The sequence below is a fragment of the Neobacillus niacini genome (assembly GCF_019749295.1).
GTDB lineage: Bacteria > Bacillota > Bacilli > Bacillales > Cytobacillaceae > Neobacillus > Neobacillus niacini_D.
The window spans coordinates 52,403-65,181 of the sequence record NZ_JACWFG010000005.1 but is presented as its reverse complement, the minus strand read 5'-3'; the positions used below and the strand labels follow the sequence as shown (position 1 = coordinate 65,181).

At 37.5% G+C, this 12,779-nt stretch carries 15 protein-coding genes; 6 read left to right on the top strand and 9 right to left on the bottom strand.

The genetic code is table 11. The features are described from left to right. The first annotated feature begins 100 nt into the window (after positions 1-100). From H0184_RS09125 to H0184_RS09105, 5 genes are all read left to right on the top strand, one after another. Positions 101-553, top strand: coding sequence for a cupredoxin domain-containing protein (locus H0184_RS09125; RefSeq protein ID WP_221823632.1), 453 nt, complete (start codon positions 101-103; stop codon positions 551-553). Between the two features lie 318 nt (positions 554-871). Continuing rightward, positions 872-3,097 carry a formate C-acetyltransferase gene (pflB, locus tag H0184_RS09120; RefSeq protein WP_221823630.1) on the top strand — a complete coding sequence of 742 codons (2,226 nt, stop codon included), beginning with the start codon at positions 872-874 and terminating at the stop codon, positions 3,095-3,097. Positions 3,098-3,161: 64 nt separating this feature from the next. Continuing rightward, the gene (gene pflA, locus H0184_RS09115; RefSeq protein ID WP_221823628.1) at positions 3,162-3,914 is read left to right on the top strand and encodes a pyruvate formate-lyase-activating protein; all 753 of its coding nucleotides are present in this window, start codon (positions 3,162-3,164) and stop codon (positions 3,912-3,914) included. 435 nt (positions 3,915-4,349) lie between these two features. Continuing rightward, a complete protein-coding gene (gene yidC / locus H0184_RS09110; protein WP_221823626.1) occupies positions 4,350-5,135 on the top strand; it encodes a membrane protein insertase YidC in 786 nt (261 codons plus the stop codon). Between the two features lie 107 nt (positions 5,136-5,242). Beyond that, a complete protein-coding gene (locus tag H0184_RS09105) occupies positions 5,243-5,845 on the top strand; it encodes a YhcN/YlaJ family sporulation lipoprotein (RefSeq protein ID WP_221823624.1) in 603 nt (200 codons plus the stop codon). A 40-nt stretch (positions 5,846-5,885) separates the two neighbouring features. Here the strand turns inward: H0184_RS09105 and H0184_RS09100 are convergent, their stop codons facing one another. Then, on the bottom strand, positions 5,886-6,479 hold the full coding sequence (locus H0184_RS09100) for a GNAT family N-acetyltransferase (protein WP_221823622.1): 594 nt from the start codon (positions 6,477-6,479) through the stop codon (positions 5,886-5,888). Positions 6,480-6,531: 52 nt separating this feature from the next. Next, the gene (locus H0184_RS09095) at positions 6,532-6,738 is read right to left on the bottom strand and encodes a DUF6501 family protein (RefSeq protein WP_221823621.1); all 207 of its coding nucleotides are present in this window, start codon (positions 6,736-6,738) and stop codon (positions 6,532-6,534) included. A gap of 216 nt (positions 6,739-6,954) precedes the next feature. Here H0184_RS09095 and sda point away from each other — a divergent pair, with 216 nt between their 5' ends. Further along, positions 6,955-7,080 (top strand): sporulation histidine kinase inhibitor Sda, encoded by a 126-nt coding sequence (sda, locus tag H0184_RS09090; RefSeq protein WP_396953588.1) that lies wholly within the window; start codon positions 6,955-6,957, stop codon positions 7,078-7,080. 91 nt (positions 7,081-7,171) lie between these two features. On the opposite strand, the gene H0184_RS09085 is transcribed toward sda, so the two are convergent. The 7 genes from H0184_RS09085 to trpC form a co-directional block, all read right to left on the bottom strand. Beyond that, on the bottom strand, positions 7,172-7,411 hold the full coding sequence (locus tag H0184_RS09085; protein ID WP_221823617.1) for a hypothetical protein: 240 nt from the start codon (positions 7,409-7,411) through the stop codon (positions 7,172-7,174). 137 nt (positions 7,412-7,548) lie between these two features. Then, a complete protein-coding gene (gene mnmH, locus H0184_RS09080) occupies positions 7,549-8,628 on the bottom strand; it encodes a tRNA 2-selenouridine(34) synthase MnmH (RefSeq protein WP_221823615.1) in 1,080 nt (359 codons plus the stop codon). A gap of 221 nt (positions 8,629-8,849) precedes the next feature. Then, positions 8,850-9,242 (bottom strand): hypothetical protein, encoded by a 393-nt coding sequence (locus tag H0184_RS09075; protein WP_221823613.1) that lies wholly within the window; start codon positions 9,240-9,242, stop codon positions 8,850-8,852. Positions 9,243-9,382: 140 nt separating this feature from the next. After that, on the bottom strand, positions 9,383-10,168 hold the full coding sequence (gene trpA / locus H0184_RS09070) for a tryptophan synthase subunit alpha (protein WP_221823611.1): 786 nt from the start codon (positions 10,166-10,168) through the stop codon (positions 9,383-9,385). Further along, positions 10,161-11,369, bottom strand: coding sequence for a tryptophan synthase subunit beta (gene trpB, locus H0184_RS09065; protein WP_221823609.1), 1,209 nt, complete (start codon positions 11,367-11,369; stop codon positions 10,161-10,163). The genes trpA and trpB overlap by 8 nt, the downstream gene beginning before the upstream one ends. Continuing rightward, entirely contained in the window at positions 11,344-11,991 is a 648-nt protein-coding gene (locus tag H0184_RS09060) for a phosphoribosylanthranilate isomerase (RefSeq protein WP_221823607.1), read from the bottom strand. The genes trpB and H0184_RS09060 overlap by 26 nt, the downstream gene beginning before the upstream one ends. Then, positions 11,988-12,779 carry an indole-3-glycerol phosphate synthase TrpC gene (trpC, locus tag H0184_RS09055; protein ID WP_221823606.1) on the bottom strand — a complete coding sequence of 264 codons (792 nt, stop codon included), beginning with the start codon at positions 12,777-12,779 and terminating at the stop codon, positions 11,988-11,990. Before trpC ends, H0184_RS09060 begins: the two co-directional genes overlap by 4 nt.

Sequence of the window (12,779 nt, the reverse complement as noted above, 5' to 3'; positions counted from 1 at the left end):
AGTATATGTACGAGCATCAGAAAAAAATAATAAAAAAGAGACAAGTTTCCCTCCCATACCTGCATAAACATAAAATAGGACAAATTATTGGGGGGTAATTATGAGATTTTTAGTTTTAAAGAAAGATACTCTTGTATTTATTTTAGTAACTGCATTCCTACTCGTAACCATCTCTGCTTGGTTTTTGTTAAAAGCAGGGGATACGGCTGTCTTTAATCAAACTGCAGGTGAAGAGTTAAGAGAAATTCATATGGTCACAGTGGAGTATAACAGTACTACAAAAGACGGAAAGGAAATTGAAGTATACCGTTGGGACCCAGGTACGATTAATATTGATGCTGGCGAAAAAGTAAACTTATTTATTAGTGGTATCAACGGGGAGGAGCACCCTTTTTATATTGAAGGTACAGACATTAAAGGAACCGTAAAAAAAGGGGAAGAAACAATGATCCCCCTTCAAATTGATAAAGGGGGTACGTATCGATTAATTTGTGAAGTCCATGGAGACAGAGACCATAATGGTCCAATGATTGCTGACATTATTGTCGATTAGTAAGCAGGAGATTTTTTTCTCCTGCTTTTTTCATTTCAAATAGATATCTGTTTCACAGGTTTTCACTATGAAGGTGTTGATATCATCGTGTTTTTCTTATATAACAGATGACATATCGTTAGAAATAATTATAGTACAGATTTATATGTGTTCATAAAAAGTTCAAAAACATCCCCAAAAAACCCCTCAAAAACAAGACTTCACAATATGTTAACAATATCTGTGCTTACTTTCACAAAAAACCTGTTACACTTTAGTTAAGAAATAACAGCAACACTGTTATATAAAATTTTTAACAAACTTACGAGGTGAAATATAATGGAACAATGGAAAGGTTTTATGAAAGGCACTTGGACAAAAGAAGTTAACGTACGTGATTTCATTCTTAAAAACTATAATCAATACGAAGGTGATGACAGCTTCCTTGCGGGTGCAACTGAAGCAACAAACAAGCTTTGGGAACAAGTAATGGAACTAACTAATCAGGAACGTGAAAAAGGCGGAGTGCTGGACATGGATACTGAAACAGTATCTACGATTACTTCACACACACCAGGATACCTTAATGAAGAGCTAGAGAAAGTGGTTGGAGTACAAACTGACAAGCCTTTTAATCGTTCTATGCAGCCTTTCGGCGGTATCCGCATGGCTAAAGCAGCCTTAGAATCTTATGGCTATGAATTAAATCCAGAAATCGAAAGATTCTTTACAGAATTCCGTAAGACTCACAACCAAGGTGTTTTCGATGCTTATACAGATGAAATGATGTTAGCTCGTAAAGCAGCGATTATTACAGGACTTCCTGATGCTTACGGCCGCGGACGTATTATTGGTGACTATCGTCGTGTTGCACTATACGGAGTAGACTTCTTAATCAAGGAAAAACAAAAGGATCAAAAGAATACAAGCAAGGTAATGACAGAAGACAACATGCGTCTTCGTGAAGAAATTGCAGAGCAAATTCGTGCATTAAAAGAATTAAAAGAAATGGCAAGCAGTCACGGCTTTGATCTTTCACAGCCGGCTGCAACTGCACAAGAAGCATTCCAATGGTTATATTTCGGATACTTAGCTGCTATTAAAGAGCAAAACGGTGCTGCGATGAGTCTTGGACGCGTATCTACTTTCCTTGATATCTATATGGAAAGAGACCTGCAAAATGGCACTTTAACAGAAGTTGAAGCACAGGAAATCGTTGATCATTTTGTCATGAAGCTTCGCTTAGTTAAATTTGCACGTACACCTGATTATAATGAATTATTCAGCGGAGACCCAACATGGGTAACAGAGTCAATTGGCGGTATGGCATCTGACGGCCGTTCACTTGTAACAAAGAACTCTTTCCGTTTCCTACACACATTAGACAATTTAGGTCCGGCTCCTGAACCAAACCTAACAGTACTATGGTCACCACAACTGCCTGAGAATTTTAAAAAGTATTGTGCAAAAATGTCTATTAAAACTAGCTCCATCCAATATGAAAACGACGATATTATGCGTCCTGAATATGGCGATGACTACGGAATTGCCTGCTGTGTATCTGCTATGGAAATTGGTAAACAAATGCAATTCTTCGGTGCACGTGCAAACCTAGCTAAAGCTCTTCTCTATTCCATTAACGGCGGTATGGATGAAAAGTTAAAAATTCAAGTAGGTCCACAATATCAGCCAATTACTTCTGAGGTATTGAATTATGAAGAAGTAATGCAAAAGTTTGATCAAATGATGGAATGGCTCGCAGACCTTTATATCAACACATTGAATGTTATTCACTACATGCATGATAAGTACAGCTATGAAAGAATTGAAATGGCTCTGCATGACTCTCAAATCTTACGTACCATGGCAACAGGCATTGCTGGATTGAGTGTCGTAGCTGACTCATTAAGTGCCATAAAATATGCTGAAGTAAGAGTTATTCGTGACGAAAACGGTCTAGCTGTCGATTTCGAAACAACTGGAGACTTCCCTAAATACGGAAACAACGATGACCGTGTAGACAGCATTGCGGTTGAAATTGTTAAAACATTTATGAAAAAGTTACGTAAGCACCAAACCTACCGTAATTCCGTTCACACAATGTCAATCTTGACGATTACATCAAACGTGGTTTATGGTAAGAAAACTGGGAATACACCAGATGGCCGTCGTACAGGCGAACCATTCGCGCCTGGGGCAAACCCAATGCATGGCCGTGATACAAAAGGTACACTCGCTTCCCTTTCTTCTGTTGCTAAATTGCCATACAGCTCAGCAATGGATGGAATTTCAAATACTTTCTCTATCGTTCCTAAAGCATTAGGTAAAGAGGAAGAAAGTCAGGTTCGTAACTTGGTTTCTATCTTAGACGGATATGCTATTAAATCAGGTCACCATCTGAATGTTAACGTATTTAATAAAGAAACATTAATGGATGCAATGGAACATCCAGAATTATATCCACAATTAACCATTCGTGTTTCTGGATATGCGGTTAACTTCATTAAATTAACAAAAGAACAGCAATTAGACGTTATTAACCGTACTTTCCACGAATCACTATAATAATAGATTACGGGGCTCCTTTTCTAGGGGCTCCTGCTTTAAAAACTAAAGGGGGATCATCATCATGAACGGAAATATTCATTCTATTGAAACATTAGGAACAGTAGACGGACCAGGTATACGCTATGTTGTATTTACACAAGGCTGCCTATTACGCTGCCAGTTTTGCCATAACGCTGATACGTGGGAAATTGGCAGCGGCAAACAGATGACTGTTTCCGAAATCATGGATGATCTCATGTCCTACCTTCCCTTCATCCAATCATCTGGCGGCGGAATCACTGTCAGCGGCGGTGAACCACTTCTGCAGGTACCGTTCCTTACTGAATTGTTTAAGGAATGTAAAAAGAAAGGGATTCATACAACCATTGATTCATCTGGGGGCTGTTTCTCACACGCTAAACTGTTTATTGAACAGCTTGAGGAGTTATTACAGTACACGGATTTGATTTTACTCGATTTAAAGCATATTAACCGCAAAAAGCATATACAATTAACGGGTATGGCAAATGATCATATTCTTGAATTTGCCAAGTTTTTGTCAGACCGAAAAGTACCGGTTTGGGTACGTCATGTTCTCGTTCCTACTGTTTCTGATGATCCAGAAGATCTTCAAAAGCTAGGTGAATTTATTGGAACACTAGAGAATGTACAAAAGATTGAGATACTTCCCTATCATAAGCTTGGTGTATATAAATGGGAAGCGCTCGGACTAGAATATCCATTACACCATGTTGAACCACCATCCGAGGAAAAAGTAGATTTCGCCTATAAGAGTATTACAGCACACTGGAATAAACCGATTATTACCAATTAAGAAGAAAGCTGTCCTCGCCGACAGCCTTTTTTTTTCACTTGTAATTCAATTGATTCTTTGTGCTATCTCCATTATACTCATAACAGCAGCAGTAAAAGCGAGGTGATTATTTTTGTACCAATTGCTCATTGAAATTACGGATTCCAATACGTTAGAAGCACTATATTTAAGTTTATACTTTGGAGTGATAATTAAAATACTTTGGGCGTGGAATGTGGAATATTGCTTTATGGGATCCATAAGCGAACCCGCACATACAAAAATCAATCACCCATTTTGTTTATATAAGAAAAAAAGTTCATTAAACAGAAATATCATTCTCATTCGAATTGTAAAATATATTCGTAGAAAAGAAAGTTCACAGGATGATACAGAAGAACCTATTTCCTCCTCCCTTTTTCAACCAATAACAACATAAACAAACTAGGAGGAAATATGAAAAACAAACACTCACTTTCTGTATTACTACTTTTAACTTTAACCACGACTTTGCTTTCAGCATGTTCTGCAGCAGACGGAAAAGGTGATGGATTTTTCCATACGTATTTTGTAGAACCATTTATTGTTTTCATTCACTTTTTAGCGGAACTGTTCAATGGCAACTATGGATTATCGATTATACTTGTTACCCTTATCATAAGACTTGTATTACTGCCATTCATGCTGAAGCAATATAAAAATCAGATGAACATGAAAGAAAAAATGGACGTCATGAAGCCAGAAATGGAAGACATCCAGAAGAGAATGAAGGAAGAAAGTGACCCAAAAAAGAAACAAGAACTGCAGCAGGAAATGATGGGCCTTTATCAGAAGCACGGTGTAAATCCTTTAAATATGGGGTGTTTACCTATACTGATTCAAATGCCAATTCTGACAGGTTTTTATTATGCTATTCGGGGTTCTGAAGAGATAGCCACGCATGAATTCCTTTGGTTTAGTCTCGGACACCCTGACATCATTATTACCCTAATTGCAGGAGTCATTTATTATATTCAATTCAAAGTTTCTCAATCTTCTATGCCTGCTGCTCAACAGCAGCAAATGAAATTTATGGGACTCTTGTCTCCCCTAATGATTGTAATATTCTCTTTCAGTTCACCTGCAGCACTTCCTCTTTATTGGGCGGTAGGCGGTTTGTTTTTAATCCTGCAAACACTATTAAGTAGAAAAGTTTATCAAAATGGAAAAAAAACAGAATTAAAAGCAAGTACAAATCAATAAGAATGAAAAAGAAGCATTGGAACCCAATGCTTCTTTTTTCGTATAACCTTATACTATTTTGGAATCATAACCATGAATACCTTTTGACAAAGGAGATTATATACGTAATGAAAAAACGATATCTACTTTTTTCTATACTTATTGTAAGCATTTTCCTAGCAGGATGTGCCCAAAATAACAGTAACGACGATTTTGCCCGCCGAAATCAAAACGGAGCGGAACTTAATACTGTAAATTATACCCCTAATCTTGGTGAGCGCACTAAAAACAACAATGACATAAGTGCTCCCGGCTCAGGAATGGTACAAACCAACCAAGATGACCAAAGTACTGATATTCGATACAACCATGTTACTAACACAGGTCCCACAAGAGCAAGAATACAAGTTGCTGATTATGCAGCCGATAGGGTGACCAAAATTCCTCAAGTTGAACGGGCAAATATAATTGTTGCAGATAAAAATGCTTATGTAGCGGTAAAATTGAAAGAAGATAATACAATTGGATTGTCAAATGGATTGGAACATGAGATTTATAGAAAAGTTAAGGGTTCGGATGGCCATATTGACAATGTTTATATCTCAACAAATCAGGCATTCTATAACCGTATGAATAGGTATGTAAGGGATAGCCGAAATGGAAATAGTGATGAGAACTTCCTCCATGATTTTACCAGTACCATTCGACAAGTGTTCCCTGATGCAAAATAAAACATAAAATTTAGCCAGGCTATCCCAGCCTGGCTTCTTGTTAAGAACTTCGTTTCAATTTCTTCTCTAATTCCTTTTTTACTGCATGCCATTCCTCTTGAAGGATACTGTAATAAACGGTATCACGAACGTATCCACTAGAGATGGTTCGATCCTTACGTAATACTCCTTCTTTAATAGCTCCAATTCGTTTAATCGCGTTCTGGGAACGAATGTTTCGAGAATCCGTTTTTAGTTGTACACGTCTAAGGTTCCAGCATTCAAATGCATGTTGAAGAAGCAGGTATTTGCATTCAGAGTTTACTTTTGATCTCCAGGAGTCTGGATGATACCAAGTAGAGCCAATTTCTAGACTTTTATGTTCAGGTAAAATATCAAGGTATCGTGTACTCCCTATAATTTGACCCTCGTGATTTATGACAGTAAATGTATAATCGGTACCCTTACTTCTCTTCTCAATGGCAGATATGATCATCTTCTCCATTTCTTCTCTACTTCTCACAGTTGTAGCCATATAGGTCCATATCTCATCAGGTTTAGCTGCTTCCCATAGTCCGTCGATATGATCAAGGCTGATTGGAAGTAGTCTAACTGATTCCCCATTTAACTCAAAAAGCTCATTCCACATCTTCATAACACCATTCCCCTATTCCTTTATTAAAAAAATAGACTGCAGGCTTGGCCCATCAGTCTACATCTTGGAAATATTCTTTGTAAAACCCTCCGACTTTGCCAGTATTGTCGATAATATAATAAAACTCTTCTGTTTCATTTTTAACATCATAGATTTTTCCGGCAGTTAATGCGTTATTTACTATATATTTTTTTGCATCTGTATGAACACATTTTACTTTTTTACCTGTTTCACGCTCTCGCCATGTTAAATGAATCATTCTGCGCACCGTTCCTTTCGATAATAACTAATCCTTAGTATAATCAAACGTTACACTGTAGTGCAACTAAATTATCCTTAGTCCTTACGAATGATTTTGTGTTTTAAGTATGACAATTATGTGAAAAAGGTTCTCAAATGATTAGTAAACGATTACAATAATAAAAACTGAATATTCAATCCATTATTCCGAGGGAGGCTTTCTAAGTTGAAAATAATGAGTAACGAGCTGTTAATTGTTACGTATCGGGATGCTTTAAAATCTGGAAAAGAAAAAGAATGGGTAAAGATTTTAAAAGATGAAATAAAACGTCGTGGATTGAGGCCCTTTAAGAATCGTTAACTTGTACCATTTTCCTTTAAGACCGCCAAAACTGGCGGTTTTTTACTGAATAAAAAATAAAAGGCCGGAGAGTCCGGCCTAAGTTTCACAATTATAAAAATCCCTTTGTTAACTCAAACAATTTTGTTGGAAATAGAGGGTTCTTTCTTTTTTCGCTTATGGACGAGTCAATAATTTCTTTTACCTCGCTTGATAATTCACTGTGATCACAATTAATGCAGGTTTTAATAGCAGCACTTCCACTAAATACATTAATACCATCTTCCGTCGTAAAGGCAACATGCTCCTGGCAATCAACTAAGCGGTGGTGGAAAATTTTTGACTCTTTCATCACTAAGCTCCCTTTCTATTTATTGATTATACTTATATTATAATCTGTAATAGGAGGTGATAGCTGTGGAAAAATTTAGAATTTTCGTTCACCAATCACAATTCCATGAATTTGCCAGCAATTTTCCCAATAGCAGCTTAAATTTTACCCTCAAAAACTTCCTTTTTCTTTACAATAAGGTTATCAATCTCTCCCATAACCTTCATACTTGCATCATTAGAATCTTCAGCATAAACATCAATGAATCTTCCATCGTATTCAAGAGTTGCATGATCATATCGGGGATCATAATAATGCTCTAGTAGTATACCAATCATCTCTTGATAATCTTTATTTTCTAACGTTTGAAGTAACGCCTTTTTCATTTCATTGTCTTTAATCCTTCTTAGAATTTTTTCAATTCCAATCGAGATTTGGTCATGGTACCAAGGTTCATTTTGATAAGGTAAAACATATTCATTTACAAGCTGTTTCACCCTTTGCTCTATCGGGGTGTGGATATATATATTAATTCCCTTCATTTTCCTATCCATAAGCTCTTCAGGCTGAACAGCTTTCCCAATTCGTTTACTCTCCGCTTCCATTACAAAATATGCAGAACCCTTTATTTCACTGAGTCCTTTATATAAAAGGGAGTCAAATATCTTTTGATTATTCCCTTCTCCTAGTCCAATTGTTCCAAAAATTGAACCTCGATGGGCAGCCATTTCCTCAAGATCTAGTATCGGGTATCCGAGTGATTTCAAATTCTTCAAGACTTCTGTTTTTCCTACTCCAGTAAGTCCGTGCAAGACAACGGCTCTTTCTGGAAACATTGCTGGAATTTGCTGAAGAATGTATTGCCGATAGGCTTTATAGCCCCCCGTTAGGCGCATTGCGTATATCCCTGCAAATTCTAAAAAGGTTACAACTGCCTTGCTGCGCATTCCTCCGCGCCAGCAATGAATAACTAACTCTTCACCATTAGACATAGCCTCTTTTATTTGATTTAATAGGCTGGGAATCTTATGTGAAACAAACTCCATCGCTCTCCATTTAGCAGCAGCTTGTCCTTCGTGTTTATAGATGGTCCCGATTTCCTCACGCTCTTTATCCGTAAATAAAGGAATGTTAATTGCTTCAGGAATTGAACCATCCTTAAACTCAATAGGTGAGCGAATATCAATGATGGCAGGATTCTTTAACGTTTGTAATTCCTCAACAGTAATTTCCTTCATTTATATTAACTCCTCATTTTTACAATCTAATTTATTTTAAAGTAGTCGGCTTAAACAAACAAAACTTCCAAGATTGGAAGTTTAAAAATCAAACAAATAAAGGGATAACCCTAGTTTAAATGTTTATTTGCAAAAGAAGTTCAGTAAAAGTATAGACTAATTATATAAGAGATATACGAGGGTTTCAAGAAGACATTCCTGGCAATTTAATAGAGATGTATTCAGCGGAATGGTATACCAGTTAATTTTTCAACCTCATGACAAAATCGTTTCCAATCTGGTGGAAAGCATTCCATTCCTTCACTCTCATAAATATTGTGTTTTGTATTCAGCTTAACCGACCAATATTTCCCATCTAGAATGATTCCTGCTTCTTTCCTATAAGAGGGTTCCCATTCCCAAATACGCATTAAATATATAGCTCTTTTAAACTCTTCCATGCTTCCGATTGATTTGCTTTCAAGATTAGTAAATGGAAGGCAATTGTCTTTGTTTCTCCATTCAAAAACAGTAAATGTATTGCGATAAAAATCAACATGAACTTTATAGGAGATCCCTGAAAAACCATCAATAGCTGCAATTAATGAGTGAATTGTTTCCTTAACCTTCATCATACATTCCTCATCCTTACCTGCCCCATTCTAATTAACCTGATAACAAAATTATAGTAAATATTCTATAGGTTTGCTGTAACAATTGACACGGCTCTTTAAAATAAAAAATCCACTCGCAAATTGAGTAGATTTTTCATTCCCTATCTAATGTTTTTTTCAGGTTTAAGAACAGACATAAAGCGCTCCAACCCATCTAAATCATTTCTATTTAACAAATCAACAATCTTACTTCCGACAATTACTCCATCACAATGAGGTGTTAACTCTTTTATTTGTTTTTCGTTTGAAATTCCAAATCCAGCCACAACAGGAATAGGACTTACCTCTTTCACCTGCTTTAAAAAATCCACCACTTCTTGAGCAAATTCATTTCTTGTTCCTGTTATTCCTTTAACCGTAACACTGTATAAAAATCCCTTACCTCTGCTTGATATTTCTTTAATTCTTTCTATTGGTGAAGTTAATGTAACAAGACGGATTAATTCTATTCCCTTATCCTCGAGCTCATCAGCAAATAAGTCTTCTTCTTCAATTGGGAGGTCAGGAATAATACATCCGTCTACCCCAGCCTTTGCAATATCTTGAGCAAATCTTGAAATTCCATATGAATAGACTGGATTTAAATAAGTCATAAGGACGATTGGAATAGAAACAACTTCTCTAGCCCTTGTAATTTCTGATATGATTCCATTTAGTGTCGTTCCATTTTTGAGAGCCCTAATACCCGCTTGCTGGATAGTTGGACCATCTGCAACAGGATCAGAAAACGGAACCCCTACTTCAATGAGCGTTGCACCGAATTTTTCTAGCGTGAGCAGACGTTCTGATAGCTTATCAAGTCCGCCATCTCCACCCATAATGTATGGAATAAAAGCTTTTCTGTCCTGGTCTTTTAATGCCCTAAAAGATTGCTCGATTCTATTCATTATCCTTCTCCCTTTCTAACCTTTCTTTAACAGCTGTTACGTCTTTATCACCACGACCTGACAAACAAACCACAATATGCTCTGTTTCCTTCATGTTAGCAGCAAGTTTAACAGCAAAGCTTATAGCATGAGCACTTTCAAGGGCTGGAATAATTCCTTCTAGTTTTGATAAAAGCTGAAAGGCTTCAAGTGCTTCCTTATCAGTAATAGAATGATATTGTGCTCTGCCGCTGTCTTTTAAATAACTATGCTCAGGTCCTACACCTGGATAATCAAGACCTGCGGAAACAGAATGCGCTTCAATGATTTGTCCGTCGTCATCCTGCAATAAATACATAAGTGCCCCGTGCAAAACTCCAGGCCTTCCCTTTGTTAGTGAAGCTGCATGGAAATCAGTCTCAGTCCCTTGTCCGGCTGCTTCTACACCATAGAGACTTACCTCCTGATCCTCGATAAAAGGATAGAACATTCCAGCTGCATTGCTGCCTCCCCCGATACAGGCTACAACTGCCTCTGGGAGCTTTCCTTTCTGAGCGAAGAACTGTTTTTTCGTTTCCTTTCCGATTACACTTTGAAAATCTCTGACCATTTTCGGAAATGGATGTGGTCCCATAACAGAGCCTAAGAGATAGTGTGTGTCCTCTACATGCTCAACCCAGTATCTTAGAGCTTCATTAACAGCGTCCTTTAAGGTAGAGCTCCCAGAGGTGACACTTACTACCTTTGCTCCGAGCAGCTCCATTCTGAAAACATTCAAGGCCTGTCGTTTGATGTCCTCTTCCCCCATAAAGATAATACACTCAAGATTTAACAAGGCGCATACTGTTGCGGTCGCAACACCGTGCTGTCCTGCTCCAGTTTCTGCAACAATTTTTCTTTTTCCCATCCTAATCGCTAACAATGCCTGACCAATGGCATTATTGATTTTGTGAGCACCGGTATGGTTTAGGTCTTCTCTTTTCAGATAAATTTGAGCTCCGCCAGCGTATTTTGTCAGATTCTTTGCAAAATACAATGGTGTTTCTCTTCCAACATACTCTGATAGATACCCATCAATTTCTTGTTGAAAACTTGGGTCTTCTTTTGCAATTTTATAAGCTTCATCCAGCTCTAGCACAGCTTTCATAAGTGTTTCTGGTACAAATCTTCCGCCATAAATACCAAATTGCCCTTTTTCATTCGGCAGTGTATATGATTTCATTTCTTGCTCCTCCTGTATGGCTCCCTTTAGCCTTATTGATAAATGTTTGGATTTTAGATAAATCCTTTTTTCCTTCTGTTTCCACACCGCTGCTTACATCTACCATGTATGGTTTAATTAGCTTGATTGCCTCTTCTACATTTTCTCCATGCAATCCGCCAGCAAGGATTACTTTTTTACCCGCCAGATGCTTCGCAGATATGCTCTTCCAATCAAAGGATAAGCCGTTACCACCTCTGTATGTCCCCTTTGGCCCATCAAGCAAAACAAATTCGCATGAATAATGCTCGATGGCTTTTATACTTTGTTCATCGTGAATACTAATGGCTTTTATCACTGGATAGGAAAGTGATTCACTAAAGGATGGAGATTCATCACCGTGTAATTGAACGTGAGTAAGACCGACAGTTGATGCAATTTCCTCAATCTTTTCTTTTGATTCATTAACAAACACTCCAACCTTTAATATCTCTTTTGGTAAATGGGAAATAATATCTTTTGCTTTCATTACCGATATTTTCCTCTTGCTTTCAGCAAAAACAAAACCGAGTGCATTCGCACCATAATCTATAGCTGCAATAGCTGTGGTAAGATCTGTAATTCCGCAAATTTTCACTTTCATTTGTTCACCACTCCAGGTGCAAGCGGCAGTCGGAAATCTAGAAAGGACTTAGCCAGATCAGGACTCTTCATGAGGGCTTCACCAACTAAAATTCCATTCGCACCAGCATCCCGCACACGCTCCACATCTTCCTTTTGGTGTATGCCGCTTTCACTAATGAGGAAGGCGCCAGCGTCCTTAATGGTTTTCGCCAAGATTTCTGTTGTCTCCAAAGAAACATTAAAGGTCTTTAAATCTCGATTATTTACCCCAATTAATTGGGCACCTAAGTTAAGCGCCTTTTCTAATTCAGATTGATTGTGAACCTCCACTAATACCTCTAAATTCATACCCCTTGCGTATTGGTACAGACTCAATAGAGTATTCTGTTCTAATGCAGCCACTATGAGTAGAATAATATCTGCCCCATTCTTTGCAGCCATATCAATTTGACTTGAATCTATCATAAAATCCTTACAGAGGATGGGTAAATTAACCACCTCTCTAACAGCACTTAAATCTGAAAAAGAACCCTTAAAGAAAGTTGAATCAGTTAGCACTGAAATGGCAGAGGCTCCTGCCTGCTCATAACGAACTGCCTGTTCTGCAGGTTCTATCCCGTTGTTTATTATTCCTTTTGACGGTGAGGCTCGCTTGAATTCGGAAATAATTGCAATTTCATCAGCCTTTTGTAGCTTTTGAATAAAAGATCTTTTAGGTTTTGATTCGATTTTCAACAGATTTTGTTCTCGTAGTTTTTTGACCTCTTTTTGTTTCTCATGAATGATTGTGTCTAATATGGTTTCCAC

What these genes read in the sequence shown, in the direction of transcription:
- H0184_RS09125 (WP_221823632.1), top strand. Translation starts at nt 101, where the DNA reads ATGAGATTTTTAGTTTTAAAGAAAGATACTCTTGTATTTATTTTAGTA.
- pflB (WP_221823630.1), top strand. Translation starts at nt 872, where the DNA reads ATGGAACAATGGAAAGGTTTTATGAAAGGCACTTGGACAAAAGAAGTT.
- pflA (WP_221823628.1), top strand. Translation starts at nt 3,162, where the DNA reads ATGAACGGAAATATTCATTCTATTGAAACATTAGGAACAGTAGACGGA.
- yidC (WP_221823626.1), top strand. Translation starts at nt 4,350, where the DNA reads ATGAAAAACAAACACTCACTTTCTGTATTACTACTTTTAACTTTAACC.
- H0184_RS09105 (WP_221823624.1), top strand. Translation starts at nt 5,243, where the DNA reads ATGAAAAAACGATATCTACTTTTTTCTATACTTATTGTAAGCATTTTC.
- H0184_RS09100 (WP_221823622.1), bottom strand. Translation starts at nt 6,479, where the DNA reads ATGAAGATGTGGAATGAGCTTTTTGAGTTAAATGGGGAATCAGTTAGA.
- H0184_RS09095 (WP_221823621.1), bottom strand. Translation starts at nt 6,738, where the DNA reads ATGATTCATTTAACATGGCGAGAGCGTGAAACAGGTAAAAAAGTAAAA.
- sda (WP_396953588.1), top strand. Translation starts at nt 6,955, where the DNA reads ATGAGTAACGAGCTGTTAATTGTTACGTATCGGGATGCTTTAAAATCT.
- H0184_RS09085 (WP_221823617.1), bottom strand. Translation starts at nt 7,411, where the DNA reads ATGAAAGAGTCAAAAATTTTCCACCACCGCTTAGTTGATTGCCAGGAG.
- mnmH (WP_221823615.1), bottom strand. Translation starts at nt 8,628, where the DNA reads ATGAAGGAAATTACTGTTGAGGAATTACAAACGTTAAAGAATCCTGCC.
- H0184_RS09075 (WP_221823613.1), bottom strand. Translation starts at nt 9,242, where the DNA reads ATGATGAAGGTTAAGGAAACAATTCACTCATTAATTGCAGCTATTGAT.
- trpA (WP_221823611.1), bottom strand. Translation starts at nt 10,168, where the DNA reads ATGAATAGAATCGAGCAATCTTTTAGGGCATTAAAAGACCAGGACAGA.
- trpB (WP_221823609.1), bottom strand. Translation starts at nt 11,369, where the DNA reads ATGAAATCATATACACTGCCGAATGAAAAAGGGCAATTTGGTATTTAT.
- H0184_RS09060 (WP_221823607.1), bottom strand. Translation starts at nt 11,991, where the DNA reads ATGAAAGTGAAAATTTGCGGAATTACAGATCTTACCACAGCTATTGCA.